The sequence below is a fragment of the Pseudomonas sp. zjy_15 genome (assembly GCF_043101865.1).
GTDB lineage: Bacteria > Pseudomonadota > Gammaproteobacteria > Pseudomonadales > Pseudomonadaceae > Aquipseudomonas > Aquipseudomonas putida_Y.
This window is the reverse complement of sequence record NZ_JBICII010000036.1, coordinates 42,566-69,094: the sequence shown is the minus strand read 5'-3', so window position 1 is coordinate 69,094 and position 26,529 is coordinate 42,566. Positions and strand designations below refer to the sequence as shown.

At 61.8% G+C, this 26,529-nt stretch carries 27 protein-coding genes and 1 pseudogene; 8 read left to right on the top strand and 20 right to left on the bottom strand.

Features of this window, described 5'->3' with window-relative positions; all coding sequences use genetic code 11:
* Positions 1-161 precede the first annotated feature (161 nt).
* Complete coding sequence (locus ACF8EF_RS07420; RefSeq protein WP_392461046.1) at positions 162-2,588, bottom strand: TonB-dependent receptor; 2,427 nt, start codon at positions 2,586-2,588, stop codon at positions 162-164.
* A gap of 228 nt (positions 2,589-2,816) precedes the next feature.
* Positions 2,817-3,941, bottom strand: a complete 1,125-nt coding sequence (locus ACF8EF_RS07415; RefSeq protein WP_176684895.1) for a sigma-70 family RNA polymerase sigma factor — start codon at positions 3,939-3,941, stop codon at positions 2,817-2,819.
* 131 nt (positions 3,942-4,072) lie between these two features.
* Here ACF8EF_RS07415 and ACF8EF_RS07410 point away from each other — a divergent pair, with 131 nt between their 5' ends.
* Complete coding sequence (locus ACF8EF_RS07410) at positions 4,073-4,555, top strand: LEA type 2 family protein (protein ID WP_176684894.1); 483 nt, start codon at positions 4,073-4,075, stop codon at positions 4,553-4,555.
* 17 nt (positions 4,556-4,572) lie between these two features.
* On the opposite strand, the gene ACF8EF_RS07405 is transcribed toward ACF8EF_RS07410, so the two are convergent.
* Entirely contained in the window at positions 4,573-4,836 is a 264-nt protein-coding gene (locus ACF8EF_RS07405) for a hypothetical protein (RefSeq protein ID WP_003248880.1), read from the bottom strand.
* A 127-nt stretch (positions 4,837-4,963) separates the two neighbouring features.
* On the opposite strand from ACF8EF_RS07405, the gene ACF8EF_RS07400 reads away from it, so the two are divergent.
* Positions 4,964-5,284, top strand: a complete 321-nt coding sequence (locus tag ACF8EF_RS07400) for a YqjD family protein (protein WP_176684893.1) — start codon at positions 4,964-4,966, stop codon at positions 5,282-5,284.
* A 22-nt stretch (positions 5,285-5,306) separates the two neighbouring features.
* On the opposite strand, the gene ACF8EF_RS07395 is transcribed toward ACF8EF_RS07400, so the two are convergent.
* Positions 5,307-5,924: a tRNA-(ms[2]io[6]A)-hydroxylase gene (locus ACF8EF_RS07395; RefSeq protein ID WP_003248869.1), complete on the bottom strand. Its 618-nt coding sequence runs from the start codon at positions 5,922-5,924 to the stop codon at positions 5,307-5,309.
* Positions 5,925-6,078: 154 nt separating this feature from the next.
* Here ACF8EF_RS07395 and ACF8EF_RS07390 point away from each other — a divergent pair, with 154 nt between their 5' ends.
* Positions 6,079-6,942, top strand: coding sequence for a universal stress protein (locus ACF8EF_RS07390; RefSeq protein ID WP_176684892.1), 864 nt, complete (start codon positions 6,079-6,081; stop codon positions 6,940-6,942).
* 114 nt (positions 6,943-7,056) lie between these two features.
* Here ACF8EF_RS07390 and ACF8EF_RS07385 read toward each other — a convergent pair whose 3' ends face one another.
* The 10 genes from ACF8EF_RS07385 to ACF8EF_RS07340 form a co-directional block, all read right to left on the bottom strand.
* Positions 7,057-7,260, bottom strand: a complete 204-nt coding sequence (locus ACF8EF_RS07385; protein ID WP_392461044.1) for a formate dehydrogenase subunit delta — start codon at positions 7,258-7,260, stop codon at positions 7,057-7,059.
* Positions 7,257-10,139, bottom strand: coding sequence for a formate dehydrogenase subunit alpha (fdhF, locus tag ACF8EF_RS07380; protein ID WP_176684891.1), 2,883 nt, complete (start codon positions 10,137-10,139; stop codon positions 7,257-7,259). Before fdhF ends, ACF8EF_RS07385 begins: the two co-directional genes overlap by 4 nt.
* On the bottom strand, positions 10,136-11,695 hold the full coding sequence (locus ACF8EF_RS07375; RefSeq protein WP_392461043.1) for a formate dehydrogenase beta subunit: 1,560 nt from the start codon (positions 11,693-11,695) through the stop codon (positions 10,136-10,138). Before ACF8EF_RS07375 ends, fdhF begins: the two co-directional genes overlap by 4 nt.
* Positions 11,689-12,171, bottom strand: coding sequence for a formate dehydrogenase subunit gamma (locus ACF8EF_RS07370; RefSeq protein ID WP_209964750.1), 483 nt, complete (start codon positions 12,169-12,171; stop codon positions 11,689-11,691). The genes ACF8EF_RS07375 and ACF8EF_RS07370 overlap by 7 nt, the downstream gene beginning before the upstream one ends.
* A 401-nt stretch (positions 12,172-12,572) precedes the next feature.
* Positions 12,573-13,088 carry a ProQ/FinO family protein gene (locus ACF8EF_RS07365; protein WP_176684888.1) on the bottom strand — a complete coding sequence of 172 codons (516 nt, stop codon included), beginning with the start codon at positions 13,086-13,088 and terminating at the stop codon, positions 12,573-12,575.
* A gap of 123 nt (positions 13,089-13,211) precedes the next feature.
* Entirely contained in the window at positions 13,212-13,766 is a 555-nt protein-coding gene (locus ACF8EF_RS07360; RefSeq protein ID WP_176684887.1) for a helix-turn-helix domain-containing protein, read from the bottom strand.
* A 183-nt stretch (positions 13,767-13,949) separates the two neighbouring features.
* Entirely contained in the window at positions 13,950-15,308 is a 1,359-nt protein-coding gene (locus tag ACF8EF_RS07355; RefSeq protein WP_392461042.1) for an aspartate aminotransferase family protein, read from the bottom strand.
* A gap of 69 nt (positions 15,309-15,377) precedes the next feature.
* Entirely contained in the window at positions 15,378-16,151 is a 774-nt protein-coding gene (locus tag ACF8EF_RS07350) for a gamma-glutamyl-gamma-aminobutyrate hydrolase family protein (RefSeq protein ID WP_392529059.1), read from the bottom strand.
* Positions 16,152-16,223: 72 nt separating this feature from the next.
* Positions 16,224-17,570 carry a glutamine synthetase family protein gene (locus ACF8EF_RS07345; RefSeq protein WP_176684884.1) on the bottom strand — a complete coding sequence of 449 codons (1,347 nt, stop codon included), beginning with the start codon at positions 17,568-17,570 and terminating at the stop codon, positions 16,224-16,226.
* 27 nt (positions 17,571-17,597) lie between these two features.
* On the bottom strand, positions 17,598-18,152 hold the full coding sequence (locus ACF8EF_RS07340; RefSeq protein WP_209964741.1) for a helix-turn-helix domain-containing protein: 555 nt from the start codon (positions 18,150-18,152) through the stop codon (positions 17,598-17,600).
* A gap of 214 nt (positions 18,153-18,366) precedes the next feature.
* On the opposite strand from ACF8EF_RS07340, the gene ACF8EF_RS07335 reads away from it, so the two are divergent.
* The 4 genes from ACF8EF_RS07335 to ACF8EF_RS07320 all read left to right on the top strand — a co-directional run bounded on the left by ACF8EF_RS07335 (position 18,367) and on the right by ACF8EF_RS07320 (position 21,503).
* Positions 18,367-19,260, top strand: coding sequence for a LysR substrate-binding domain-containing protein (locus tag ACF8EF_RS07335; protein ID WP_176684932.1), 894 nt, complete (start codon positions 18,367-18,369; stop codon positions 19,258-19,260).
* A 99-nt stretch (positions 19,261-19,359) separates the two neighbouring features.
* Positions 19,360-20,064, top strand: coding sequence for an SDR family oxidoreductase (locus ACF8EF_RS07330; protein ID WP_392461040.1), 705 nt, complete (start codon positions 19,360-19,362; stop codon positions 20,062-20,064).
* 81 nt (positions 20,065-20,145) lie between these two features.
* Entirely contained in the window at positions 20,146-20,535 is a 390-nt protein-coding gene (locus tag ACF8EF_RS07325; RefSeq protein WP_392461039.1) for a GFA family protein, read from the top strand.
* A 128-nt stretch (positions 20,536-20,663) separates the two neighbouring features.
* Positions 20,664-21,503, top strand: a complete 840-nt coding sequence (locus ACF8EF_RS07320; RefSeq protein ID WP_209964732.1) for a GyrI-like domain-containing protein — start codon at positions 20,664-20,666, stop codon at positions 21,501-21,503.
* A gap of 71 nt (positions 21,504-21,574) precedes the next feature.
* On the opposite strand, the gene ACF8EF_RS07315 is transcribed toward ACF8EF_RS07320, so the two are convergent.
* The 4 genes and pseudogenes from ACF8EF_RS07315 to ACF8EF_RS07300 form a co-directional block, all read right to left on the bottom strand.
* Entirely contained in the window at positions 21,575-22,549 is a 975-nt protein-coding gene (locus ACF8EF_RS07315; protein WP_392461038.1) for an EamA/RhaT family transporter, read from the bottom strand.
* The gene (locus tag ACF8EF_RS07310) at positions 22,546-23,109 is read right to left on the bottom strand and encodes a TetR/AcrR family transcriptional regulator (RefSeq protein ID WP_176684877.1); all 564 of its coding nucleotides are present in this window, start codon (positions 23,107-23,109) and stop codon (positions 22,546-22,548) included. Before ACF8EF_RS07310 ends, ACF8EF_RS07315 begins: the two co-directional genes overlap by 4 nt.
* 438 nt (positions 23,110-23,547) lie before the next feature.
* Positions 23,548-23,991, bottom strand: a complete 444-nt coding sequence (locus tag ACF8EF_RS07305) for a hypothetical protein (protein WP_392461037.1) — start codon at positions 23,989-23,991, stop codon at positions 23,548-23,550.
* A gap of 185 nt (positions 23,992-24,176) precedes the next feature.
* A pseudogene (locus ACF8EF_RS07300) lies at positions 24,177-24,293 on the bottom strand (IS5/IS1182 family transposase); the annotation flags it as partial.
* 174 nt (positions 24,294-24,467) lie between these two features.
* Between ACF8EF_RS07300 and ACF8EF_RS07295 the strand changes: the two are divergent.
* Positions 24,468-25,085: a LysE family translocator gene (locus ACF8EF_RS07295; protein WP_392461045.1), complete on the top strand. Its 618-nt coding sequence runs from the start codon at positions 24,468-24,470 to the stop codon at positions 25,083-25,085.
* 45 nt (positions 25,086-25,130) lie between these two features.
* On the opposite strand, the gene ACF8EF_RS07290 is transcribed toward ACF8EF_RS07295, so the two are convergent.
* Both ACF8EF_RS07290 and ACF8EF_RS07285 read right to left on the bottom strand, forming a co-directional pair.
* On the bottom strand, positions 25,131-25,439 hold the full coding sequence (locus tag ACF8EF_RS07290) for a chorismate mutase (protein ID WP_012053142.1): 309 nt from the start codon (positions 25,437-25,439) through the stop codon (positions 25,131-25,133).
* Between the two features lie 433 nt (positions 25,440-25,872).
* Positions 25,873-26,502, bottom strand: coding sequence for a glutathione S-transferase family protein (locus ACF8EF_RS07285; RefSeq protein WP_176684875.1), 630 nt, complete (start codon positions 26,500-26,502; stop codon positions 25,873-25,875).
* Between the last annotated feature and the right edge of the window lie 27 nt (positions 26,503-26,529).

The following is a 26,529-nucleotide window of genomic DNA, read 5'->3' as shown; positions in this document are numbered from 1 at the left end:
GGCCGGCCCTGCTGGCCAATTTCAACCCGCCGTTCACCGTCGCCGCCACCACCGTATTCGCGGGTAAACCCGCTCCTACAGGGGCTCACAACGTCTGAAGACGGCGCTGTGGTAGGAGCAAGCGGGTTTACCCGCGAACAGGCCCGTTCAGGCGACCACAATCAGTAAGCCATGCTCCAGCTCAGCGTGTAGGTCCGCCCACGCCCCTGGTAGTCATACAGGTAGGCCGGCCCGTAGGTCGGCGAATAGAACAACGTCGCACGCTGTCCCCATACCGTGCTGTACTGCTTGTCCAGCAAGTTCTGGATACCGGCACTGAAGGTGCCGAAACCGGTGTCCTGGCTGCCCAGCAGGTCGAAGGTGGTGTAGCCATCAATCTCATGATCGGCATCGTCCTTCAGGCTGAAGGCATGGTTGGCCTGCAACCGCGCACTGCGGCCATCGGCCTTCCAGCCGACGAACGCGGTGGCCTTGGATAACGAAGCGTATCGGGCATCGCGCTTGATCCAGCCGCCGTCGGCGGCCTCTTCCTCGGAGCGTGTCATGTGCAATGTGCCGCCAGCTTCCCAGCCGGTCTGGAAGTGCCGGGTCAGTGCCCCTTCAAAGCCGAAGTCGCGGCTTTTCTGATCTTCCACATCGATGGTCAGCGTTTGCGAATCGACGTTGATGATCTTGTCCGACCAGATGTAGTACAGCGCTGCCTGTGCATCCCAGTCCAGGTCGGCATAGCGCCAGCCCAATTCCACCTGGCGGCTCTTGATACCCGCCAACGGGTTATCGGCCACGCTCAGGCCCGGCTTGCCGTAGTACTTGGCCGGGTCAGGCAGGTCGAAGCCTTCGCCATAGTTGCTCCACACCTGGTGGCCGTTCTTGAAGTCGTAGATGGCACCGACGTTGAACAGGTTGACCTGATAGTCGTTACTGCCACCTGGCACACCCTTGAAGTCGCTGACATCAACGTCCATCTGCTGCCGCCGGGCACCACCGGACAATGTCAGGTTGTCGGTGGCATGCCAGTCCAGCTGGGCATACACCGACACACCATCCACCCGGTAGCTGGGGTAGCGTGCGGCCTTGCTGTCTTTTTCCAGCTCCAGGCCACCCGACTCGGACGAGGTCTGGGCGTTGAAGGTGGTCTGCTCCGCGTTGAAGCGCTCACGATCCAGATCAACGCCGTAGGTCAGCTTCAGCGTATCCCACTGTTTGGCAAACAGGCCCTTGAGGCTGGTGACCTCGAAGTTCTGCTGCGAGGCGGCAAAGTACACCCCGCGCGAGCCGGTGGGTGTGGCACGGTTGTAGTACGGGAACGGGTAGAAGTTGTCGTCTTCCTTGCGGTACGAGGCCTGCAGGTAGAAGTCCTGGCCCAGCACGTCGGTGTGGTGGTAATTGGCATTGAGCAGCAGGCGCCGCGTACGCGGCTCCAGGTCCGATGAATAACCGCTGCGCAGCTCGGCGTCTTCCAGGTCGGATGGCGCGTTGTAGTTCAGGTTGGGGAAGTAGATACCCGTGCTGCCGTGGTTGCCCGAGTCGTAGTACTGGGCCAACAGGTCGAGGCTCTGCTGGTCGTTCAGCTGCAGGCCCAAGGTACCGAGTACGTCGATGGTGCGGTTGTACTGCAGGTCGGTCTGGGTGTTGTCGATGAAGATCTGGTCGCCAGCACCATCGTAGAAGGCTTCGTTCTGCTCACCGGAAACCCCCAACCGGGCATTGACCCGCTCGTTGCCGCCGCTGACCGACTGGGCGAAACGCGTAGCCAGGTCGTCGCTGTTGTTGAAACCACTGCTGGCCCCCAACTGGGTCTCGAAGCGCGCCGGGCCGGGCTCGCCCTTCTTGGTCACGATGTTGATGATGCCGCCGGTGGCACCACCGCCGTAGATGGCGCTGGCGCCAGACAGCACTTCGACGCGCTCGACGTTGAACGGCGAAATGCTGTCGAACTGACGCGACAGGCCGCGTGAGCTGTTCTGGCTGACCCCGTCGATCATCACCAGCACGTTGCGCCCACGCATGTTCTGGCCGTAATTGGTGCGCCCTTCCGGCGCCAGGTCAAGGCCCGGCACCAGCTTGCCGATGGCTTCCTTCAGGCTGACGCCGCTGTCGATCTGCTCGCGCAATTGCTGCTGGTCGACCACCCAGACGGTCCCGGGGATTTCGCTGATGGCGGTGCTGGTGCGCGAGGCTACGCTGACCTCGATCGGCTTGAGGTTGACCGCCTGCGGCGCGGCCTCGGCCTTGCGCAGGGTGACGGTGCGAGCCTCACTGAACTGCCAGCTCATGCCGCTGCCGGCCAGCAACTGCTGCAGGGCCTGCTCGACACTGTAGTTACCCTGCAACGCCGGGCTGACCTGGCCGGCGACATCGCCTGTGGTGTACAGCAGGTGCAGGCCGGCCTGGTCGGCGAAGGTGGTCAGCGCCTGGTCCAGCGGCTGGGCGGGCAGGTCGAGCTGGACCTGGCGAGCTTGCATCTGGGTCTGTCCGGCGGTCGTCGCGGCCCCTGCGTGCAGGGGACCGAACAACAAGGCCAAGGCACTGCAAGACATCAAGGCATGGTGAAAAGAACCGCGACGGCGGTGCAAGGGCTTGAGCATCAGAGGCACGAATGAGCTTCCTGACAAGTCGTAAATGAGAATGGGTTGCTGATCAGTCTCACTACGACGATCTGGCTTGCAGGAACTTGCAGTGCCAAATGAAAAATATTTTTATTTCTGTCCGGCCTCTTCGCGGGCAAGCCCGCTCCTACAACGACTGCGCCCGCCTGAATATCGTGCGACCTGTGCAGGAACGGGCTTGCCCGCCAAGAGGACGGTACAAGCTCATCAATGCACTACGGCCAACCACGGCAGGTAGGTCACCTTCAGGCCATACCGCTGCTCCAACGTCCGCAACAGGGCCTCAGGTTCATCCAGGTCGAACACCCCGCTCACCTCCATCGCAGCCAGCTTGCTGTCGGACAACACAATGCGCCCATGCCGGTAACGCTCAAGCTCCGTCAGCACCTGCCCCAGCGGCTTGCCGTTGAAGATCAGCTTGCCCCGCTGCCAGGCCATCTGCGTGACGGCATCGGCCGCCACCGCCAGTTGATGTTCACCCACCTTGGCTTCACCGCGAGCCAACACGACGTGGCCATCGCGCTGCACGCTGAAGGTGGCGGCATTGCCCTGCACCCGCGCACCGGCCGTATCGACCACAAACGGTCGTGAATCATCGGCGGTCTCGAACAGTGCCTCACCCGCATCGAGTACCACACGCCGCTCATGCTCGTTGAACGCCACGCTCAAGGCACTGGCGCTGTTCAGCGTCACCCGTGTGCCATCTGTCAGGGTAATGACCTGCCGCTCGCCCACGGCGGTGTGATAATCGGCCAGCAGCATCGGGGCTTGCTGCCAACCCGCCACCGCGGCGACCAGCAATACCACCGATGCCGCCACACCCGCCTGTTTCAGTCGGCCGCGGCAATGGCGCAGGGCCTGGCCGATGTACTTCGCCACCATGCTCTCGGAAACCCCCAGGCGTTGAGCAACCTGCTTCTGGGTCAGGCCCTCGACACGGTTGAGCAACAGCGCCTGGCGGGCATTGTCCGGTAACTGCAACAGCGCCTGGTCAAGAATCTGCAAGCGCTCACGGGCCAGCAACGCCGCCTCGGGTGCCGGCGCCGGGCAGGCCACCTCACAGGCTCCGTCGCTGTCGTCGTGGCTGGCGGCGATGCGTTGCTCACGGCGCAAGGCGTCAATCGCCAGGTTGCCCGCCACGCGGAAGATGAAGCTGCGCGCGTGCAGCACCGGCACCGCCTGCTCGTCGATGTTCACCAGCTTCAGGTAGGTTTCCTGGGCCACGTCGGCGGCACGCTGGCGGTCGCTCATGCGCCGCGTCAGAAACTGCAGCAGGTCGTCGTAGTGCTCCTGGAAACTTGCCAGCAGGCCCGACATGGGTGAAGTCAGCATGATTGGGGAACAGCCAGTAAGAGAGGTTAGCGGGCGTTAATGAGAAACAGTATCTTTCATATCAACCGATACTTTCAACGTCGACGCGCATTTGCCACACTGCCAGCTCCACTCCGGCAAGGTCACAGCCCATGACTGCCCGTCTGTACCGCAACACCCGCCTGTTCCTGGTCCTGCTGCTGACCTGCGGGCTGGCGGCCTGTGCGCTGTTCCAGCCACGCGACCCGGTGAACATCAGCGTGATCGGCATCGAACCACTGCCCGGGCAGGAGCTGGAACTGCGCATGGCGGTGAAAATGCGGGTGCAAAACCCCAACGAGGCGCCGATCGATTACAACGGCATCGCCTTGAACCTGGAAGTGAACGGCCAGCCGCTGGCCGCTGGGGTCAGCGACCAGCAGGGGCACATTGGCCGTTACGACGAAGCGGTGATCGTGGTGCCGGTCAGCATCACGGCGTTTTCCTTCCTTCGCCAGGCCTATGGGCTGGGCAAGCTGGATTCGCTGCAGGGGCTGCCCTACAAGCTGCGCGGCAAACTGGCCGGCGGGCCGCTGGGGACCGTGCGCTTTACCGATGAAGGCAGGCTGGACCTGCCCAAGGGCACCTACTGGTAAGCGCCAAGCGGGAGTGCTCAGCGGTTGGCGCTGGCTGCGGCCATCAGCTTGTTGACTTCGCTGCGCACCATGCTGGCGTATTCAGGCGGCGTCATGCCGTCCAGTTCGGCGCGCACCCACTCGGCCCATTTGCCCTTGCGCCGTGGCTTTTCGGCAATCAGCCGGGCGGCTTCGCCCTTGGCTTTGCCCAGGTTGTTCTGCCACATCTCGAACAGCCGGGCCTTCTCTGCCTCGATCTGCGCCCGTTCCTCGAAGCTCATGTTGGCCAGATTGAAACTCATGAAGTTACCTGCAGGTTTGAAAATGGCCGCTATCTTACACCCAGGCAACCCATCATCGGAAAGCCGCCGCAACTTTCCCGACGTGGCGGCATCCATTGTTCACACTCCCATTGACGAGGACGAGTTCATGGCCCGGAAAAACGCCACGCTGACGGACAGCGATCAGATCAAGGACCAGGTATTCAGCGAACTGCAATCGCTGATAGAAGAATCGGAAAAACTGCTGAACGACAGTGCCGCCCTGGTCGGCGAAGAAGCAGAGACGCTGCGCGCCCAGGTAAGCCTGAAACTTCGTCAGGCTCGCCAGGCGGCCAGCAACGTGCGCAGCAAGGCGCAACCGGTGGTGGACGCCACCCAGGACTACATCGGCGGCCACCCCTGGCAAACCGTTGCCATTTCCGCCGGCCTCGGGCTGGTAGTGGGGCTGCTGCTGGGTCGGCGCCATTAAGGCCTGCGCCGCCTGGTGCACATCAGGCGGCCAAAGCCTGCGGGATGCCGCTGTGGAAGCGCAGTTCCTGGTCTGGTGACTGGATCAGCTCCATTTCCGCAGCGCGCACCAGCTCGACGCGGCGGGCGATGTCCGCCTCGTCTCCGTAGTTGTGCGCCAGTTTCAGGTAGCCCTGGTAGTGGCGCGCTTCGCTTTTCAGCAGCCCGTGGTAGAAGCGGCCCAGTTCTTCATCCAGATGCGGCACCAGCGCAGCAAAACGTTCACAGCTGCGCGCCTCGATGAACGCCCCCACCACCAGCGTATCCACCAGCTTGACCGGCTCGTGGGCGCGCACCAGCCGGCGCAACCCTGACGCATAACGCCCCGCCGACACCGGGCGCAACGGCACACCGCGACGCTTCATGAGGCGTAACACCTGTTCGTGATGCACCAGCTCCTCGCGGGCCAGGCGCGACATCATGTTGATCAGATCAAGGTGAGTGTTGTACTTGGCGATCAGGCTCAAGGCCGTGCTGGCGGCCTTGAACTCGCAGTTCTTGTGGTCGATCAGCAGGGTTTCCTGGTCGGCGAGCGCCGCTTCGATCCAGGCGTCTGGCGTCGGGCAGCCAAGAAAGGCGTCGATTTCGGGGATCAGGGACATAAGCGTGCAACCACACAGAACAGGCAGGGTCGGCGATTATACCGGCGGCGGCTGGCGACGCCAGTGACTATGCTTGATGTACATCAAGCGCTGGAGGGGAAAGCGCCGACTATAGTCAGGCACTGGTCGCCATCATCGAAGGGAGTTAACGCCCATGCAAGCCGTCCGCAGCATCCTCGTCGTCCTCGACCCCACACACGCCCATAGCCGGGCGCTTACGCGGGCCAAGCTGATCGCTGGCATCACCGGCGCACGCCTGCACTTGCTGATGTGCGACAAACGGCATGATCACAGTGCGCTGCTGAGCCTGCTGAGCAGCCAGTTGCATGATGACGGCTTCGACAATGTCACCCATGAAGAGGGCTGGCGCGACAACCTGCACGACACCATCATCCATGTACAGCAGGCCGAAGGCTGCGAACTGGTGATCAAGGATCACCGTCCGGACAACCCGCTGAAAAAGGCCCTGCTTACCCCCAGCGACTGGAAGCTGCTGCGCCAATGCCCGTGTGCCGTGCTGATGGTCAAGAGCGAGCGGCCGTGGACCGGGGGCAAGATCCTGGCGGCGGTGGACGTGGGCAACCAGGACGAAGACCACCGCCGCCTGCATGCCAGCATCATCGACCACGGCTTCGAGATTGCCAAACTGGCCAAGGGAGAACTGCATGTCATCAGCGCCCACCCCTCGCCGATGCTGTCAGCGGCGGACCCGACGTACCAGCTGAGCGATACGATCGAAAAGCGCTACCGTGAAGCGTGCAAGGCGTTCCAGGTCGAATACGGCATCAGCGAAGAGTGCCTGCATGTGGCCGAAGGGCCGGCGGATGTGTTGATTCCACATACCGAGCAGAAGCTCGATGCCGTGGTGACGGTGATGGGCACGGTGTGCCGCACGGGGATTTCCGGGGCGTTGATTGGTAATACCTCGGAGGTGGTGCTGGATGCGCTGCAGGGTGATGTGCTGGTGCTCAAGAGCGAGGAAGCCATCTCCCACCTGGCGGAGCTGGCCCGCGGCTGAGTAGGCAATATGCAGGCCCCTTGTAGGAGCGGGTTCACCCGCGAATGCGTCATTGATTTCAACGCCACATTCGCAGGAAAACCCGCCCCCAAGGTTCCGTTGCCGCCCGGGAATCTAGACCAACGCCTCCCGCACCTTCGGGTCAAGCCCCTCCCCCGCGTGGGCCTCGCTCCATTCCGCCAGCTGCCGGCGCATCGCCGGCGTCCAGAAGCTCTGCATATGCTGCCGCACCCCTTGCACCGCCAGCGCCCGGTCTGGCTCGCTGTCGAAGTAATGGGCAATCTGGTTGGCCATCTTGACCAGGTTTTCGCTGCTCATCGGCGAACCTCGGCTTTCTCCGCAGTACGGCGCTCTTTCAGCAGGCGCTGCTGTTCATCACTGAAGTCCTGGTAGCGCTTTTGCCATTGCGATGGCTGGAACACTTTCACCACTTCCACTGCCGTCACCTTGTACTCGGGGCAGTTGGTGGCCCAGTCGGAGTTGTCGGTGGTGATCACGTTGGCCCCCGACTCGGGGAAGTGGAAGGTGGTGTACACCACGCCAGGCGCCACCCGCGTACTGACCTTGGCACGCAGTACAGTCTGCCCGGCGCGGCTGCCGATGCCGACCCAGTCACCGTCGTGGATACCACGGCTTTCAGCGTCGGTCGGGTGGATTTCCAGGCGGTCGGCGTCATGCCAGGCGACGTTGCCGGTACGCCGGGTCTGGGCGCCGACGTTGTACTGGCTGAGAATGCGCCCGGTGGTCAACAGCAACGGGTAGCGGTTGTTGACCTTTTCGTCGGTGGGCACATAGCCGGTGAGCATGAAGCGGCCCTTGCCACGCACGAACTGGTCGATGTGCATGGTCGGCGTGCCGTCTGGCGCGGCGTCGTTGCACGGCCACTGCAGGCTGCCGTGGCGGTCGATTTCAGCGTAGCTGACACGACGGAAGGTCGGCGTCAGGCGGGCGATCTCGTCCATGATCTCGGAAGGGTGGCGGTAGTTCATCGGGTAGCCCAGGGCGTTGGCCAGGGCCACGGTAGCTTCCCAGTCGGCCTTGCCGGCCAGCGGCTCCATGACCTTGCGCACCCGCGAAATACGCCGCTCGGCGTTGGTGAAGGTGCCGTCCTTTTCCAGGAACGAACTGCCCGGCAGGAACACATGGGCGAACTTGGCAGTTTCGTTGAGGAAGATGTCCTGCACCACCACGCACTCCATGGCGAGCAAGGCCGCCGTGACGTGCTGGGTGTTGGGGTCGCTCTGGGCGATGTCCTCACCCTGGCAGTACAGCGCCTTGAAGCTGCCATCCAGCGCCGCTTCGAACATGTTGGGAATGCGCAGACCCGGGTCGGGCTGCAAGGTCACGCCCCAGGCCTGTTCGAACTCGGCACGCACGCCCTCGTTGGAGACATGCCGGTAGCCGGGCAGCTCGTGGGGGAACGAGCCCATGTCACACGAGCCCTGCACGTTGTTCTGCCCGCGCAGCGGGTTCACCCCTACCCCTTCACGGCCGATGTTGCCGGTGGCCATGGCCAGGTTGGCAATGCCCATCACTGCGGTACTACCTTGGCTGTGCTCGGTCACGCCCAAGCCGTAGTAGATGGCCGCGTTGCCGCCGGTGGCATACAGCCTGGCCGCAGCGCGGATCTGCTCAGCAGGCACGCCACAAACCGGGCCGAGCACCTCGGGGGCGTTCTCTGGCAGGCTGACGAAGTCGCGCCAACGGGCGAAGTCTTCGGTTTCGCAGCGGGCATCGATGAAGCGCTGGGCCAGCAGGCCCTCGGTGACGATCACGTGAGCCAGGGCGTTGAGCATGGCCACGTTGGTGCCCGGGCGCAGTTGCAGGTGCAGGTCGGCACGGGCGTGCGGCGAGTCGACCAGGTCGATGCGCCGTGGGTCGATCACGATCAGCCGCGCCCCCTGGCGCAGGCGGCGCTTGAGTTGCGAGCCGAACACCGGGTGGGCGTCGGTGGGGTTGGCGCCGATCACCAGCACAACGTCGGCCTGCATCACCGAGTCGAAGCTTTGCGTGCCGGCTGACTCACCCAGGGTCTGCTTCAGGCCATAACCGGTGGGCGAATGGCATACTCGTGCGCAGGTATCGACGTTGTTGTTACCGAACGCCGTGCGCACCAGTTTCTGCACCAGATAGGCTTCTTCGTTGGTACAACGGCTGGAGGTGATGCCGCCGATGGAGTCGCGCCCGTACTTGAGCTGAATGCGGCGGAACTCGCTGGCAGCATAGGTCACGGCCTCGTCCCAGCTGACTTCCTGCCACGGGTCTTCCAGGCGCTTGCGGATCATCGGTTTGGTGATGCGGTCCGGGTGGGTGGCGTAGCCCCAGGCAAAGCGGCCCTTGACGCAGGCGTGGCCGTGGTTGGCGCCACCGTTCTTGTCCGGGACCATGCGCACCAGCTGGTCACCCTTGATTTCGGCGCGGAACGAGCAGCCAACGCCGCAGTAGGCGCAGGTGGTAATGACCGAACGCTCAGGCTGGCCCAGCTGCACCAGGCTCTTTTCCGTGAGGGTCGCGGTCGGACAGGCCTGCACGCAGGCGCCGCACGACACGCATTCGGAAGCAAGGAAGTTTTCGCCCCCCGCTGCCGCCACCCGCGATTCGAAACCACGCCCGGTAATGGTCAGGGCGAACGTACCCTGGATGTCCTCGCAGGCGCGCACACAGCGGCTGCAGACGATGCACTTGCTCGGCTCGTAGTCGAAATACGGGTTGGAAACGTCTTTTTTCTCGTCCAGGTGGTTGGCGCCGTCATAGCCGTAGCGCACCTCACGCAGGCCCACCTGGCCGGCGACGGTCTGCAGCTCGCAGTTGCCGTTGGCCGAACAGGTCAGGCAGTCCAGCGGGTGGTCGGAAATGTACAGCTCCATCACGTTGCGACGCAGGCCGGCCAGACGCGGGGTTTCGGTGCGCACCACCATGCCTTCGCTGACTGGCGTGGTGCAGGATGCCGGGTAGCCGCGCATGCCTTCGATCTCCACCATGCACATACGGCAGGAGCCGAAGGCTTCGAGGCTGTCGGTGGCGCACAGTTTGGGGATGCTGGTGCCCAGCATGGCGGCGGCGCGCATGACCGAGGTGCCAGCCGGCACGCTGATGGCGCGTCCGTCGATGCTCAGGCTGACCTGCACTTCGCTTTCGCGGGCCGGGGTGCCGAGGTCGCTGCTTTTATCAGAAGCGGGGTCGAAGAAATTGATCACTGTGCGGCCTCCGTGGTGGTCAGCCCAAAATCGGCGGGGAAGTACTTGAGCGCGCTGGCCACCGGATAGGCAGTCATACCGCCCATGGCGCACAGCGAACCGTACTGCAGGGTGTCGCACAGATCGCGCAGCAACAGCGCCTGGTCGTGGCGCTCGGTGATGTCGCTGCTGGCGATCAGCCGGTCAACCACTTCCATACCCCGGGTGGAGCCAATGCGGCACGGGGTGCACTTGCCGCAGGACTCCTCGGCACAGAACTGCAGGGCGAAACGCGCCATGCTGGCCATGTTCAGCGTATCGTCGGCCACCACCACACCGCCGTGGCCGAGCATCGCGCCCACGGCAGCAAACGCTTCATAGTCCAATGGGGTGTCGAAATGGCTGGGGGGTACCCAGGCACCAAGCGGGCCACCGACCTGCGCAGCCTTCAGCGGGCGGCCACTGGCCGTGCCACCGCCATAGCCTTCCACCAGCTCGCGCAGGGTCAGGCCGAACGCGCGCTCTACCAGGCCACCCTGGCGAATGTTGCCGGCCAGCTGGAACGGCATGGTGCCCAGCGATCGGCCCATGCCAAAATCGCGATAGAACGCTGCCCCCTTGGCCAGAATGATGGGCACCGAGGCCAGGGTAAGCACGTTGTGCACCAGCGTTGGCAGGCCGAACAGCCCTTGCAGTGCAGGCAGCGGTGGCTTGGCGCGGACGATGCCACGCTTGCCTTCGATGGATTCAAGCAGCGCGGTTTCTTCGCCGCAAATATAGGCGCCGGCGCCCACCCGTACTTCCAGGTCGAACGCCTGGCCGCTGCCGGCGACGTCAGCCCCCAGGTAGCCAGCGTCACGCGCGATGGCGAAGGCCTGGTCGAGTACCCGGATGGCGTCGGGATACTCCGAGCGCACATAGATGTAGCCCTTGTCGGCACCCACGGCGAGGCCGGCAATGATCATGCCCTCGATCAGCAGGAAGGGGTCGCCCTCCATCAGCATGCGATCAGCGAACGTGCCCGAGTCACCCTCGTCGGCGTTGCACACCACGTACTTCTGCCCGGCACCAGCGTCACGCACGGTGCGCCACTTGATGCCGGCCGGGAACGCCGCACCACCACGGCCACGCAGCCCGGAATCGAGTACTGCGGCAACCACTTCGGCACCGTCCAGCGCAACGGCAGCCTCGAGGCCCGCGAACCCGCCATTGGCACGATAGTCGTCCAGCGACAATGGCCGGGTAATGCCAGCGCGAGCGAACAGCAGGCGTTGCTGGGTCTTGAGATAGGGTATTTCTTCGACCGGCCCCAGTGCCAGCGAGTGGCCACCGGGTTCGCCCGCCAGGGCATCAAGCAGTGACGGCACATCGTGTGGCGTAACCGGACCGAAACCCAGGCGCCCTTGCGGACTGTCGCACTCGATCAGCGGCTCCAGCCAGTAAAGCCCGCGCGAGCTGGTGCGCTGGATGTCCAGCGGCAACTGGCGGCGCTCGGCCTCGCGCAGCAGGGCCTCGGCAACCTGATCGGCACCCACGGCGCGGGCAACCGAATCACAGGGAATATACAGCTTCAGCATGCTGAGTCCTCCTGGCAACCGTTGACCAAGTCCCGCAGGCGCTCAGGGGTGAGGCGCGCGTGCACCTGGCCGTCCAGCTCCAGCGCTGGCGAGCAGGCACAGGCACCCAGGCAGTACACCGGGCGCAGGCTGATGGCCCCGTCAGCGCTGGTGCCGTGGTCGTCCAGTGCCAACTGTTCACGCAACTGCGCGGCCAGGGCTTCAGCGCCACGGCTCTGGCACGACTCGGCACGGCACAGGCGCAGGGTGTGACGAGCGGGCGGCGCGGTGCGGAAGTCGTGATAAAAACTGATAACCCCACGCACTTCAGCCAGGCTGAGGTTGAGCGCATGGGCGATCTCGGGGACCGAGGCATCAGGGATGTAACCAATCTCGTGCTGGACGGCATGCAGGATCGGCAACAGGGCACCTGGGGTGTCCTTGTCGCGGTCCAGAATACGCTGGATCACAGGCAGGTGGAGCAATTCATCAGGCATACAGCGGACCTCGGCATCACGGACCCTGCCTGAATGTTTGAAAGGGCAGGTTTCCGGCGTGTTCTGCTGCGGCGCACCGTCCACGTCACAGTTGCGTGGTACTGGCGGCCTCCTCGCCCACGGCCGCACGTCTGCGCGCACTGACCCTTGGGCATCCTGCTAGCATGGCACTTGTGGCGCCGAGGGGTTGTATACGAGCGACCAGGCGCATTCTGAAACCGACGCACGTATTTGCGCCCCGGCATCCTGTGCCGCGGCTTGCCGGTCAGGTGTGTCTTGAAACCATCGTTGCATGCGCCAAGTCCTCGAAACCGGACCTGGCCCATTGCCGGGCCTGCCAGACGGCAGCCCCGGCAATGGGCTGCCATCCAGCGTGGCTACGGGACAGAACGCGACTGAATTCAGTCGGTGGACTGCACCGCCGCGGTGTCGGCGGCGGGTGCCGGAGCCTGGGCCTGGGCCTTTGACTTCGCGCGATTGCGTCGGTCCTGGCTGCGTTGCCGCGCAGCTTGCTGCTTGGCATGCAGCGCCTGAGCGGCGGTCACAGTACCCGCGGCCTGACCGTTCAAGTCAAGGCGCGGAGCATTCTCCACCATGCTCGCCCAGTATCGAGCGCCCCGGCACCACGTGGAAATGCCCAGCTTGAGCTGTTCGCGGGTCAACCCAAGCAGCTCCAGGTGTTGCTCGGCATCCTTGAAGATACCCTCCTTGAGCGGCACCTTGGGGGCCGGGTTGACCGGGAAAGCCAAGGGAAAATGCTTCTGCAGGGGCCAGATCGCTGCCACCGCCGGGTCCATCTCACGCGGCTTCGCCTGCGGGGGCGACTTGCGCTTGGGCGGTTTCGCGCTATCGGCCTTTACCTGCCCTTTTTCCGCCCGCAGGCGGTCTCGTAGCTCAGCTAGTTGTTCAAAACCCATTGTTCATTCACTGCTTCGAAGTTGATTGCGTGGTGCAAGGATACCCCATGCAGCCTGCACATTGCTTGCAGGCCAACTTTCCCGGCTAGCCGAGGCACAACGTACATGCCAGTGCGAAGGCCCTCAGCTGAACACCCAAAGCACGCGTGTGGGCTTGTCGGTCAGGTTGGCGTAACGAAAACGGGCGTGGGGTTGCAGCTGAAAACTGTCATTGGCGTGCAGCGTAACCGGCTCAGCATCGCCCACCCACACGGTCAGTTCGCCCTCGAGCACAAAGCAGCCCTGCTCCGAGCTGTCGTCCAGGTACTCCTCGCCACTGCTGGCCCCCGGTTGCAAATGGCTATCGAGCATGGAGAACGCGCCCGTTATCGAAGGCGATGCCAGCACATCGGTGATGCCTCCCGCCAGGTGCAGCGTGCGACGCTCGTGCGGGCGGGTCACCCAGTCGAGCTCGCGGGGTTTGTCCAGCTTGTAGAAGTAGGCTGTCGATACACCCAGCTCTTCGCTGATGGCTGTGAGATCGGCCACGGTCGGGCGTGATACGCCGCGTTCGACCTGGGACAGAAAGCCCACCGAACGGCCAATGCGCTGTGCCAGTTCGCCCAGCGTCAGGCCCTTGAACTTGCGCAGGTCGCGAATCAGTACTGCCAGGCCTTCGATTTCTTCGTGCACTTTCATGGTTGAATCGCGACTTTCAGACGGGAAATGGATGCCCGGAAAAGTACAGGATTCATTTCACAAAGCAAAATGCTTTGCGGGAGATGCCTGACGTGAAATGTGCGATTGGGGCACCGATCGAGCACCGCGCGGGCGGCGCTCGATTTCACAGGCGCTGAGAATGGCTAAACAAGCCCTCTGCCCTTACCGAACAGCCTCATAGGTCAGGTCCAGGCACTTGCGGGCTTTCTCCACCAGCTCGTCGATCTCTTCGATACTGATCACCAGCGGTGGCGCGATGATCATGGTGTCGCCCACCGCGCGCATGATCAGGCCGTTGTCGAAGCAGTGCTGGCGACAGATCATGCCGACACCTTTGCCTTCATGACGGGCGCGGGTGGCCTTGTCTTTCACCAACTCGATCGCCCCGAGCATGCCCAGGCCGCGCACTTCGCCTACCAGCGGATGGTCGGCCAGTTCGCGCAGGCGTTGCTGCAGATAAGGCGCGGTTTTATCGTGCACCTGCTGGATGATCTGCTCGTCACGCAGGATCCGCAGGTTCTCCAGGCCTACCGCTGCCGCCACCGGGTGGCCGGAATAGGTAAAACCGTGGTTGAAGTCGCCGCCTTCGCTGATGACCTTGGCCACCTCGTCACGCACGATCACCCCGCCCATGGGGATGTAACCGGAGGTCAGGCCCTTGGCGATGGTCATCAGGTCAGGCTTGAGGTCGTAGTAATCGGTGCCGAACCACTCACCGGTACGGCCGAACCCGCAGATCACTTCGTCGGCGACGAACAGGATGTCGTACCTGGCCAGGATTTCCTTGATCTTCGGCCAATAGGTCTGCGGCGGAATGATCACGCCACCGGCGCCCTGGATCGGCTCGGCAATGAAGGCGGCAACGTTGTCCACGCCAACTTCGAGAATCTTCTTCTCCAGTTGCTCGGCCGCCCACACGCCGAAGTCAGCCTCGGCCATATCGCCGCCTTCGCCAAACCAGTATGGCTGCTGGATGTGCACGACATCCGGGATCACCCCGCCCTGCTGGTGCATGCCACTCATGCCGCCCAAGGCCGCGCCCGCCACGGTAGAGCCGTGGTAGCCGTTGATACGGCCAATGATAACCTTCTTGTTGTTCTGGCCCTTCAGTGCCCAGTAATGGCGGACCATGCGCAGCACGGTATCGTTGCCTTCGGAGCCGGAGCCGGTGAAGAACACGTGGTTCATGCCTTGCGGGGCCACCTCGGCGATGGCCTTGGCCAGCTCCAGCGCGGGCGGGTGCGCGGTCTGGAAGAACAGGTTGTAGTAAGGCAACTGCTTCATCTGCTGGCTGGCGACCTCGGCCAGCTCATCGCGGCCATACCCGACTGCCACGCACCACAGGCCGGCCATGCCATCGAGAATCTTGTTGCCCTCGCTGTCCCACAGGTACACACCCTTGGCCGAGGTGATGATGCGCGGGCCTTTCTCGGCCAGTTGCCTGACATCGCTGAACGGGGCCAGGTGATGGTCGCGGCTCATTGTTTGCCAGGCGAGGGTCTGCGAATTCTGTTCACTCATTGACTTCACTCCATCAAGTTGCGCAGCCGTGCTGCGAGGGTACTTTTTACAGGTGGGAAAGGTCGCTGCTCAGGCAGACAGCAACAGCCTCTGACGCAGGACCGAGCGATGCCGGCAGGCCTTGCCAAAGGACTGGAAGATGGCCAGGTAATGTGGGTTATCCATGACCTGGAACTCGGGGTGCCATTGCACGGCCAGGGCAAAACACTTGCTGTTCTCGACCGAAACCGCTTCCACCAGGCCATCGGGCGCCAGCGCTTCCACCCTCAGCCCGGGGGCCAATACGTCGATGCCTTGGCCGTGGATCGAATTGACGTCGAACATCGCCGGCAAACCCATGCGGTCGAGCATGCCGCCAGGCTCTACATGCAGGGTGTGGCGCGGCCCATATTGCTTGTCGAGAGGCTCATCCTTGCCTTCGCGGTGGTCCATGAACATGCCGGTCTCGTGGACCTTCTGGTGCAGGGTGCCACCCAGCGCCACGTTCATTTCCTGGAAGCCACGGCAAATGCCGAGTACCGGTACGCCGGCGGCGATGGCCGCGCGCATCAGCGGCAACGTGGTGGCATCGCGCAGAGGGTCGTGATGGGTACCCGCAGCACTGGCCGGGCCGTTGTAATGGTACGGCTCGATGTTGGACGGCGAACCGGTGAAGATCAGCCCATCCACCACGTCGAGAATATCGGCGCTGTCCATCAACTCACCGAGGCTGGGAATGACGATGGGCAGCCCACACGCTGCCTCGGCTGCCGCGCGCGCATATTTTTCGCTGATGGTCTGGGTTGCATGCAGCCCAATCATGCTGGTGCATGCGGTAATGCCAATCACGGGCACACGTGGCATATCTTCCTCCGGCAAATCCATATTGCGCGTTGTATTGAAACGGTAGAAAGGGAGCGTGCAGCGTCGCTGCACCTACAGGAACCAGCGGTATTCGCGAGCATCGATGTGGTGCATGAAGTCCAGTTGCTCCTGGTATTTGTTTTCGCAATAGACCATCACGAACTCACTGCCCAGGCCTTGGTTGACCACCGGGTGATGACGCATGGCGGCCAAGGCGCTGAGGGCATCCTTGGGGAAGTCGATGCCGCTCTGGCGGTTGTCGTTCAGCGGGGCGATGGGCTCCACGCCGCGGTCCAGACCATGCTCCATCCCGGTCAAAATGGCCGCCAGTACCAGATACGGGTTGGCGTCGGCGCCAGCGAGGCGGTGCTCGATGCGCAGGTTGCGCGGGTCGGACTCGGGAATGCGGATGCACGCGTCACGGTCTTCGAACCCCCAGCTGGCCTTGCTCGCCGCGTTGACCATGGCGCCATAACGTCGGTAGGCATTGTGGTTGGGGGCAAAGATCGGCATGCAGTGCGGCAGCAGTTCCAGGCAGCCTGCCACCGCATGGCGCAGCTTGCGCTGTTCGCTTCCCGCCAGAATGTTATTGCCGGCGGCGTCGTACAGGCTGACGTGCACATGCATGCCGCTGCCTGGCGCGTCCAGGTACGGCTTGCTCATGAAGCTGGCACGGTAGCCATGCTTCATCGCTATACCGCGGGTACTGCGGCAGAACAGTGCCGACCAGTCCGCCGCACTTAGGGCATCGTCGCTGTGCGAGAAGTTGATCTCGAACTGGCCTGGGCCCAGCTCTGCGGTGATGACGTTCGCCGGTACGCCCTGCTCGTTGGCGCCGTCGACCATCTCGTGCAGGACCGACGAGAAGCGCGACAGCCGCTCGATGTGCATGTTCGGCTGATCGTCTTCATCCCCGGTTGCCGTGTCGCGTGGATACTGTGGCAGGCCGTTGTCAAGCTTGCGGTCGAACAGGTAGAACTCCAGTTCGAACGCTACCACCGGGCGGATGCCACGTTTGGCCAGACGCTGAAGCACACGCGCCAGCACTTCACGGGGCTCGAACTCGATCGGCTTTGCAGTGCCGTCGGACGTGATCAGCATCTGGGCGATCACTTCCTTTTCCCAGCGCACCGGCTTCAGTGTACCCGGCACCAGGCGCCGGGCGGCATCCGGGTCGCCGTCGGCGAAGCAATAGTCCCCAATCGGGTAAAGGCCACCCTGGGTACCCAGCAGCACGCAGTTCTGCGGCAGCTTCAGTGGCGCACCGGCTGCGACTTTCTCCAGCATCTCCATGGGGTAGCGCTTGCCGTAGAAGTGCCCGGGGATGTCCAGCGCAATCAGGTCGACATAGCGAATTGCCGGGTGTTCTGCTCGGAACGAGCGCACTTCAGCCAGCAGATCCGGAAAGATGACACTCATCTTCTTATCCTTGTGAGGTGAACGAATTCAATTGAAGACCCAGAGCACACGGGTGGCTTTATCCGTCAGGTTGGCGTAACGGAACGGCGCATGGGGTTGCAGCTGGAAGCAGTCGTTGGCCTGCAGGGTCACGGCATCGCCCTGGTCCAGCCACACCGTGAGTTCGCCCTCGAGCACGAAACAGCCCTGCTCGGAACGGTCGCTCAAGTACGCCTCCCCACTGGTGGCGCCCGGCTCGAGATGGCTGTCGAGCATGGCGAAGGCGCCTGTGATGGTCGGCGAAGCCAGCACGTCGGTGATGCCCGACTCCAGGTACAGCGTGCGCCGCTCGTGGGGACGCGTGACCCAACCAATGCTGCGGGGCTTGCTCAGGTTGTAGAAGTACGCGGTTGATACGCCGAGCGCTTCGCTGATAGCGGTGAGGTCTGCCACGGTCGGGCGCGAAACGCCGCGTTCGACCTGGGAGAGGAAGCCCACCGAACGGTTGATGCGCTCGGCCAGTTCACTCAAGGTCAGGTTCTTGAATTTGCGCAGGTCGTGAATAAGGATCGCGAGGGCTTCAACCTCTTCGTGCATCTTCATCGTTTCGGACTGCCGTGAAATTTTTAGACTTATTTTTCATGAAAATTTACATGAAAATTTTCACGCGTCAAGCCAAACGATGGAAATGTGCAGCCGCCAACAGAGGGCTTGCTGCGCCGCGTGGCGGATTGGCTGCGATGGCGCGGGTTTCTTTACAGGCGCTCGGCGAGTAGCCTCGTGGGTGAATTCCTCCAGCCCGACCACGTCCATCGCCATGCCAAACGGTTTCCCTGATTTGCCCTCGCTCAATGCGCTACGTGTGTTCGAAGTGGTTGCCCGTCACCTGAACTTCCGCCTGGCCGCCGAAGAGCTGGGGGTGACCCAGGCGGCAGTGGCACAGCAGATACGCGGGCTGGAAGCGAGCCTGGACCTTCGCTTGTTCGAGCGCCTGCCCCGGGGCCTGGCACTGACCGATGCGGGCCTGGGCTACAGCGGCAGCATTCGCAACGCCTTGGCGATGATCGATGAGGCAACCCGCCTGCTGCGGCCACAGGCGGCTCACCTGACGGTCAGCGTGACACCGACCTTTGCCTCCAAATGGCTAATTCCCCGGCTGGGCAACTTTGCGCAAAGCCATCCGGACATCGATTTACGTGTACTGGCCACAGATCGGCTGTCCCACTTCAATACTGACGGCGTGGATATCGCAGTCCGCTATGGCAAGCCCGACTTCGGTGCGGGTTTGAACAGCGAACTGTTGATGGACGACCGTATCGTCGCCGTGGCCAGCCCAACGTTGTTCGAAGCCGGCAAAGCCCCCGCCATCTTCGAGCAGCTTCAAGCGTTCACCCTGCTTCACGATGCCCATGATTTCTGGCCTCGGTACCTCGCACAACTGTTCCCGCAGCACGGGCAAGCGACTGCCAAAAACCTGCGCTTCAATCAGACCTCATTGGCCATCGATGCGGCCATCAGTGGTCAGGGTATTGCGTTGGCAAGCCTGGCGTTCGTCAGTGATGACATCGTCGCGGGCAGGTTGACCCAGGTCTTCGCTCAGCAGCTCAGGCTCGATAAGGCGTTCTATCTTGTGTGGCCACGAAAGATGCAGCAGCCGGAGTCGCTAGGCATTGTCCGGCACTGGTTCAAGCAACAAGCCAGCAATAGATAATCTACTGCATCAGTAAAGTTTAGCTGTCTCCCTCGCCGCCACTTCTGCTGCTAATTTTAGTGCTTCCAGGCAATCATCCATTCGCGTTACGGAGGCAGCATGTCAGTAGAAAAAGTTGCGATCATCACGGCAGGTGGCAGTGGTATGGGTGCCGCAGCGGCACAGCGCCTGGCCGCTGACGGGTTCAAGGTTGGCATCCTTTCCTCCTCGGGCAAGGGCGAAGCACTGGCTGCCGAGCTTGGTGGTATTGGCGTAACAGGTAGCAACCAGTCGGTTGAGGACCTGAAACGCCTGGTCGATGCCGTGATGGAAAAGTGGGGGCGCATCGACCTGCTGGTCAATAGCGCCGGCCATGGTCCGCGCGCGCCAATCCTGGAAATCAGCGACGAAGACTGGCACAAGGGCATGGACACCTATCTGCTCAATGTCATCCGCCCGACGCGCCTGGTGACGCCCTACATGCAGCGCCAGAAAGGGGGCGTGATCATCAACATTTCCACGGCCTGGGCGTTCGAGCCCAGTGAGCTGTTCCCGACGTCTGCAGTGTTCCGCTCGGGCCTGGCCGCATTCACCAAAATCTTCGCCGACCAATTCGCCGGGGACAACGTGAGGATCAACAACGTCCTCCCCGGCTGGATCGACAGCCTGCCAGCCACCGAACAGCGCCGCGACAGCGTGCCACTCAAACGCTATGGCACCCGCGAGGAAATCGCCGCCACCATTGCGTTTCTCGCCAGCGAAGGCGCTGCCTACATCACCGGGCAGAACATCAAGGTCGATGGCGGCGTGACACGTAGCGTTTGATTGTCTGTCGGCCCGCAGGCCAGTCGACTGATCAGGCCAAGGCGTTTACGCTGGCGTTTTCCCACCTGCACGGAAGCGCCAATGACAGAGACATACCAAGGAAGCTGCTTGTGCGCAGCAGTCTCTTACCTGTTACTCACCCCACCCAAGGCAGTGAGCCACTGCCACTGCAGCCAGTGCCGCAAAAGTCACGGCGCCGCATTCGCTTCGTACGGCAGCATTCCGCGCAGCATGCTGCGCATACTGCGCGGCGCTGCCAGCATCAAGGCCTTCTCTTCATCGCCGACGGTTACGCGCGAGTTCTGCACGGAGTGCGGCTCGACCTTGTTCTGGTCACGCGCCCAGGGTGAGCTTGCCGACTGGATTTCGATAGCGCTGGGAACGCTTGATACGCCGTTCCTGCCCAGGAAGCAGAAACATGTTCACGTCGACGCTGCTGCCCCTTGGTACTCACCCTGCAACCCTGACTGATCACCCAGCGCAGGACCAATAGAGCAATCACGGCTAGGCACCTCAGTGCCTGAACAACGGATGCTAGCGCTTACCGCACCTTCCAGAGATTCCGTTCGTTGACTGACTCACAGCACAACCCAAGCTACATGAAACGGTTCGAAACCGTGCTTGCCTACATCGACAGCCACCTCGAAGGTGACCTGTCGGTGAACGCCTTGAGCCGCATCGCCAACTTCTCGACGTTTCACTTCCACCGGCAGTTCACGGCTTACATGGGTGTTCCGGTTTCACGGTATGTGCAACTGATGAGGCTTCGACGCGCAGCGCATCAACTGGTCGCCTCGCCCGCGACGCCCATACTGGAGGCCGCATTCGGCGCCGGCTTCGAAAGCCCCGAAGCCTTTGCCAGAGCGTTCAGGCGCGCCTTCGGCATGGCGCCGAGCGCGTTCGCCAAGGCGCCGAACTGGCAGGCCTGGAGTGCGGTATTCAATGTTCCTCACCGATCCAGGAGTATCACCATGCAGATCCGTATCGTGCATTTCGCCGAAACCCGCGTGGCCGCGCTCGAACACCAGGGGCCGCCCGGCCTGGTCAGCGAAAGCGTCGCGCGTTTTCGCCAATGGCGCATGCAAAGCGGCCAGTCGCCTGTGACCAGCAGCCGTACTTTCGGTATCCCCTACGACAACCCCGACACCACCCCGGCCCACGCCTTTCGCTTTGCCGTGTGCGGCGAGATAGAAGAGGCGGTGCAGCCCAACGATTTCGGCGTGCAAGAACGGGTTATACCGGCAGGGCGTTGTGCCGTGATTCGACATACCGGCTCGCCTGACTACATTGGCGAAACCATCTACCCGCTTTATCGTGACTGGCTGCCATCGAGCAACGAAGAACTGCGTGATCATCCGTTGTTCTTTCATTACCTGAGCGCCTACCCGGAAACACCACTGGAGCAATGGCAAACGGACATCTACGTGCCGCTGAAGTAGGCTGGGCCATGGGTAGCGGGCGTAGCCAACTTGGCCGGCCCAGGCGCATGGCCAGGCAACCGGGCCGGGGATCAGATACGTACCCTGGGTGCCTCGCCATGCGTCTGGAGGCGTGTTTGCTTGCGATAAAAGGCGTGAATAGCCCACACCACCCCTACGAACAACAAGGCTGTACCAAGCGCTTCCATAGGAGACGGCCAGCGTTGGTTGATGAGCAGGCCCATCGTAGTTGCATAAATGGTCCCGCTGGCGATCAATTGCCCGCTCAGCGCCAGCGGAAGACGCCGCGTTGCGATTGACCATGCCCAGGCACCTGCAAGGGTGGCCCCTAACCCCTGAATCAGCCCACAGAGGATCAGCGCCTGAGTACCTGCCAAACCGCTCGGATGGCTAGCGAAATGAGATAGTTTCAAGTACAGCCCAACCGGGATGAACGCCAGCATTTCGACGCTGCACATGAAGATCAACATGGCTGACCACAACATGGGAGACATGCTTGGCCGTCGAGCCAACGCACTTTCATTCAACAGGCCAAAACCGGTCCAGAATGCGATTGCCAGCAACGATGCAAGCAACCCAAGCAGTAACGACGCGGTCGGGAGCACTACCGACGCACGGCTAGCATCAAACACACTCAGATTGACCAGGCTGATGCCCAGGGCCGCCACCAGCAGTGGCCCGGCAATGGCACGCCAAGGCACGCTGGCGCTGCGCATGTTGCCGGCAATCGCGAGCACGATCGGTACTGAGCCCATCATCACCGGAGGGATCACCGGCCCGGCTGCCAAAACCGCAGTGGTGATCAGGAAGAAGTAGCCAATGTATCCCAAGAAGCCCAGCAGTGCGGCACTGGCCCAGTCACTCAGTCGCAATTGCCGCACTTCGCTGCGATAAACGAACAACACCAGCAGGCTACCTAACCCGGCAAAGGCATAGCTCACCACCGCCAGGTCAAAAAGGCTGTAGTCGCCGACCAGCCCCGGAAAGATATAGAGCAGCGACCAGGAAAAAGTGGCGGCAATGGCCGCTAACAAGCCCAGGGTCATACGCTGTGCTCCTGCCGCTGGATCCAGCAATGAGCTATTTGCCGGGCAGTGTCGAATACCCGCATGTCCTGGCCCATCGCACCGCTGACAAAGCTGCCCTCCAGCAAGATAAACAACCCTTGGGCAACTGCGTCAGGGTCGTTTATACCGGCGCTCATGGCCAAGGCAGCAAGGTTTTCGCGTATCCCTTGCTTATGCCTGCTCACTGCCAAATGCACGGGGTGACTGAACTGGGGGAATTCAGCCGCACTGTTAACGAACAGGCACCCGCGCTCGCTATCTTTCAAAAGAAAGCGTTCATACAAATCGAAAAAGGCGAGCATGCCACTGACCGGCTCAGGATGCCCAGCCAGGGTGCGCGCTACCTCTTCACGCCAGCGTCGGTCACGCTCCTCAAGGCACGCCACTATCAGCGCATCCTTGGAGGGGAAATGGCTGTAGAGCGTCATTTTGGTAACGCCCGCCATCGCGGCAATGGCCGTTACCCCAGTGACGTACACGCCTTGCGACAGAAACAGCTTCAGCGCGGCATCAATCAAACGCTCACGGGTATTGTCCAATTCAAGGCACTCCGGCAAAGGGACGGAGCTGACTATACTGACCGGTAAGATTCAGGCCGCATCCAGATACGACCTGAAGCATGGCCGCTACGACACAGAGCGCAGCAGCAAAACGCAGGCCTGGCCAATCAGAGACTTGCTACGCCAGCTAAGCGCCCCCTGTACTTGGGATGCGAATCTGGGCTGTGTGGCTGATCGTGCCGTCTACCCGCTTGCGAAACACCGCTTGGCCCAACGTGTCTTGGGCATGCCGGTGGCAACTGTGTTTACCGAGATCGATCCCGACCCGTGCTGACTCGCTCGTGATGATGGCCTCCAAAACAAAACACCCTGCGAAAGCTTAGCCCTCGCAGGGTGTGGGGGTGACCCATTCATTTAGCCCGGTCTACGCTGGGCTTTCGTGCACGCTAAAGCCGGTACGGCATGGATGCGGTCAAATCATCGATCATTTTTTGAAGAAGACCCGACAGCGTTGCTGAGGCCTTTCGAATTATGATCGCCTGGCGTCGTTCGAGAGATGGCCGTGGACTTGGCCAAACCGCGAGTGTCCTTGGAGTGAGCGACACCCGAGGTGGTGGTGCCATGACCGTTGTCGCTGTTGCGCGAGCTTCCGTAATGATTGCCGCTTACCCCATGATCGCGTGTCGCCTTTCCAGCGTGATCACTTCCAAGGCCCTTCCCGCTTCCACTATGCCCTCCCATGCCACCGCCATGTCCGGCGCCGTTTCCACCGCCATGTCCGCCGCCACCGCCATGACCACCGCCACCACCGCCACCGCCCTTGGCATAGGCGGAACTGATAGGAGAGATATCGGCAGGCAAGAATGCCGTCATCCCGAGTGCCAATGCACAAGCAAAGACAGCAACCAAAGGTTTTTTCATTTTTTGTTCGGCTCCGAAGGCGCGAGTGGGTGGCTAAAGTGCAAATTGGACCTGACACAGACACCAAAGTTCTCGCATTCCGACAGACTGCCAGGGAAACGCCGATCACGTTTGCCCGAGCGCGTAGTAAGCAAAATCTCGACCGCGCCAGCCCATTTTTCGGCCGATAGCGCAGCGTTCAATAACTATCGGCGCCCAATCAAAAGGTTCGACAGCGCAAACAACGTGGTCAGTTGTGGAGTGTTCTTGGCCAAGCCACGAAAGCGAGTCTTCACATAACCGAACTGGCGCTTGAGCGGACGACTATGTCAGCACAGGTAGTCTGCCCCGTCCTGACGTGTTCGGAGAATCCTCAGCCAACCAAGCAGGGCCGAGCCCGCCAGTGCTAACAGCCCTTGAGGTTCCGCCTTGCTATTGGCGTACCACACCGTCAGGATGGATGCTTCATCAGGCTTAAGGAGAGAGCCGTGTTTCCCATGAGCGTGTGGTTCGCCTACACCGCCGCCTGCCTGCTGTTGGTGCTGGCACCGGGCCCTGACAACTTGTTGGCCATTGGTCGCGGTCTCAGCCAGGGTAAAGTCGCAGCGGCCGTATCCGGCATGGCGTCAGGCGCAGGCATACTGTTTCACGTTGCAGCCGCTTCGTTAGGCTTGACCCTACTGATGCAAACCTCGGTGCTCGCATTTTGGGTGATCAAGCTCATTGGTGCCGGCTATCTGCTCTGGCTAGGGATCAAGGTTCTGCGCGCTCGTAGCCTGATAAGCTTTCAGCCGGCGTCCAGGCAATCTCTGTCCAGCATTTTTCTGACCGGTCTGCTGTCGGCTGCGCTCAACCCCAAGCCAGGTTTGTTCGTGCTGGCGTTCATTCCCCAATTCGTCGACCCCGCACGCGGGTCGGTCAGTGTGCAGATGATGGTTTACGGCGTGTGGTTCGCTGCACTCACGGCATTGGGGTTTGCCTTGATGGGCATTTTCGCCACGGGGCTGTCTCGCTACCTGTACCGGCGGCCACGGCTGGTGAATGGGCTGAACGTGGGCGCAGGCCTCACCTTCGTCGCGTCTGGCGTCTCAATTGCGGCGTTGAGCCAGAGATAGCAAGCAGGAGAAAGCGGCGGGGCTGCGTATGAGCCCCGCGCTTCATCACGATGCTGAAGCCTCGTCGGCCAGCTTCGCATGGGTGTTCAGTTCCTCAGCGATGAAGGCCGAAATCATCGCCCGATAGACCTGCTCCACCACCTCAGCCGAGGCACCGGTTTCGTCAGCCATCTCACGAACCTTCTTGATCACTTGCTCGACCCGAGCAGGCGCACGCACATCATCGGTGGTTTTCTTGAAGCCGGCTGCTTGCGTCACGAGCCTTCCACGTTTGGCGAGAAGCGAAACGAGGCTGCGGTCGATTTCATCGATCCGTTGACGGACTTCGTCCAGAGAGGTGCAAGGTACATCCATTTGCTTGACTTCCTTTTCATGAGCCTGCGCTGAATTGAAGCTGGCTGTCGTGGGTGATCGGGTCGTGCAGTGTAGCTGCTATGCCAGGTCCGCTTCACACGCCTCAGAGGGTGTAACGCCGCAGGGATATCCCAATCCATTTCGAATAACCAGCTCACGCCTGCGTGGCGCAGATCGTGAAAATGCAGATCCTCCACACGAACCATCTTTCGCCCAGGCTCAAGCAGCCTGCTGGCGGGTGAATGTTTGGAGCTCTTGGTAGACCAGGACACCCTTTTTCTTGAGGTGGATCTGGACGGGATAGATAAACGTCCCATCGGCCTTTTTCCTTGCTCTGATCGTTGCCATGATTTCCGGTGCTACGAGCGTGATTGGCGGAGGCCATTCCGGCTATTTGTCCGGTCTGGGCTATTTCAGGGAGACTCTCGGTGCATCATCCCGGGAGCGTCGATGTTGACCTTGCCCCCTTGGCATAGGCGGTCAGCACTTCTTCACGGGCCGCCATTCGCTTCAGGTAGCCGGTCACATTGGGCAATGTCTGGATATCCACCTGCAATTGAGCGTGGATGCGCAGCCAGGGATAGATGGCCATGTCGGCAATCGAGTACATCCGAGCAATGAAATCGCTTCCGGCCAAAGCCTTTTCCACTGTGTTGAACAAATTGACGGTTTGTTCCTGATAGCGCGATATTGCGTACTGGTTGCCTTCGGCCTCTTGATGAATGAAGTGATAGCTCTGCCCGGCCATCGGCCCCAGGCTGCTGATTTGCCAGGCCAGCCAGTGGAGCACCGCATAGCGCTCAGGCCCTACGCACGGTAGGAATCGCAAGTGCTTTTCCGCCAGATATTGAAGGATAGCTCCGGACTCGGGCAGGATCAGCGCCTGATCGTGATCGACCAACAACGGGATCTTTCGGTGGATTGTCAGGCGCGCGAAGTCCGGCTGGTGTTGTTCACCCTGCGCCAGGTTTATCCGATGGATCCGGTAGGGCACGCCAAGCGCCTCTAGCATGATCAGGATCTTGTGACCATTGGCCGTCGGCGCGAAATAAAGTGTGTACATGGATACGGCTCGCAAAAACCAATCAGT

Excerpts from the sequence above, each read along its gene's own strand:
- ACF8EF_RS07420 (WP_392461046.1), bottom strand. The coding sequence starts at position 2,588 with ATGCTCAAGCCCTTGCACCGCCGTCGCGGTTCTTTTCACCATGCCTTG.
- ACF8EF_RS07370 (WP_209964750.1), bottom strand. The coding sequence starts at position 12,171 with ATGCCTGATGAATTGCTCCACCTGCCTGTGATCCAGCGTATTCTGGAC.
- ACF8EF_RS07355 (WP_392461042.1), bottom strand. The coding sequence starts at position 15,308 with ATGAGTGAACAGAATTCGCAGACCCTCGCCTGGCAAACAATGAGCCGC.
- ACF8EF_RS07350 (WP_392529059.1), bottom strand. The coding sequence starts at position 16,151 with ATGCCACGTGTGCCCGTGATTGGCATTACCGCATGCACCAGCATGATT.
- ACF8EF_RS07290 (WP_012053142.1), bottom strand. The coding sequence starts at position 25,439 with ATGGATGTACCTTGCACCTCTCTGGACGAAGTCCGTCAACGGATCGAT.
- ACF8EF_RS07330 (WP_392461040.1), top strand. The coding sequence starts at position 19,360 with ATGTCAGTAGAAAAAGTTGCGATCATCACGGCAGGTGGCAGTGGTATG.
- ACF8EF_RS07360 (WP_176684887.1), bottom strand. The coding sequence starts at position 13,766 with ATGAAAGTGCACGAAGAAATCGAAGGCCTGGCAGTACTGATTCGCGAC.
- ACF8EF_RS07375 (WP_392461043.1), bottom strand. The coding sequence starts at position 11,695 with ATGCTGAAGCTGTATATTCCCTGTGATTCGGTTGCCCGCGCCGTGGGT.
- ACF8EF_RS07395 (WP_003248869.1), bottom strand. The coding sequence starts at position 5,924 with ATGTCCCTGATCCCCGAAATCGACGCCTTTCTTGGCTGCCCGACGCCA.
- ACF8EF_RS07340 (WP_209964741.1), bottom strand. The coding sequence starts at position 18,152 with ATGAAGATGCACGAAGAGGTTGAAGCCCTCGCGATCCTTATTCACGAC.
- ACF8EF_RS07365 (WP_176684888.1), bottom strand. The coding sequence starts at position 13,088 with ATGGGTTTTGAACAACTAGCTGAGCTACGAGACCGCCTGCGGGCGGAA.
- ACF8EF_RS07415 (WP_176684895.1), bottom strand. The coding sequence starts at position 3,941 with ATGCTGACTTCACCCATGTCGGGCCTGCTGGCAAGTTTCCAGGAGCAC.
- ACF8EF_RS07345 (WP_176684884.1), bottom strand. The coding sequence starts at position 17,570 with ATGAGTGTCATCTTTCCGGATCTGCTGGCTGAAGTGCGCTCGTTCCGA.
- ACF8EF_RS07320 (WP_209964732.1), top strand. The coding sequence starts at position 20,664 with ATGAAACGGTTCGAAACCGTGCTTGCCTACATCGACAGCCACCTCGAA.
- ACF8EF_RS07385 (WP_392461044.1), bottom strand. The coding sequence starts at position 7,260 with ATGAGCAGCGAAAACCTGGTCAAGATGGCCAACCAGATTGCCCATTAC.
- ACF8EF_RS07410 (WP_176684894.1), top strand. The coding sequence starts at position 4,073 with ATGACTGCCCGTCTGTACCGCAACACCCGCCTGTTCCTGGTCCTGCTG.
- ACF8EF_RS07315 (WP_392461038.1), bottom strand. The coding sequence starts at position 22,549 with ATGACCCTGGGCTTGTTAGCGGCCATTGCCGCCACTTTTTCCTGGTCG.
- ACF8EF_RS07400 (WP_176684893.1), top strand. The coding sequence starts at position 4,964 with ATGGCCCGGAAAAACGCCACGCTGACGGACAGCGATCAGATCAAGGAC.
- ACF8EF_RS07405 (WP_003248880.1), bottom strand. The coding sequence starts at position 4,836 with ATGAGTTTCAATCTGGCCAACATGAGCTTCGAGGAACGGGCGCAGATC.
- ACF8EF_RS07305 (WP_392461037.1), bottom strand. The coding sequence starts at position 23,991 with ATGAAAAAACCTTTGGTTGCTGTCTTTGCTTGTGCATTGGCACTCGGG.
- ACF8EF_RS07390 (WP_176684892.1), top strand. The coding sequence starts at position 6,079 with ATGCAAGCCGTCCGCAGCATCCTCGTCGTCCTCGACCCCACACACGCC.
- ACF8EF_RS07285 (WP_176684875.1), bottom strand. The coding sequence starts at position 26,502 with ATGTACACACTTTATTTCGCGCCGACGGCCAATGGTCACAAGATCCTG.
- ACF8EF_RS07295 (WP_392461045.1), top strand. The coding sequence starts at position 24,468 with ATGAGCGTGTGGTTCGCCTACACCGCCGCCTGCCTGCTGTTGGTGCTG.
- ACF8EF_RS07325 (WP_392461039.1), top strand. The coding sequence starts at position 20,146 with ATGACAGAGACATACCAAGGAAGCTGCTTGTGCGCAGCAGTCTCTTAC.
- ACF8EF_RS07335 (WP_176684932.1), top strand. The coding sequence starts at position 18,367 with ATGCCAAACGGTTTCCCTGATTTGCCCTCGCTCAATGCGCTACGTGTG.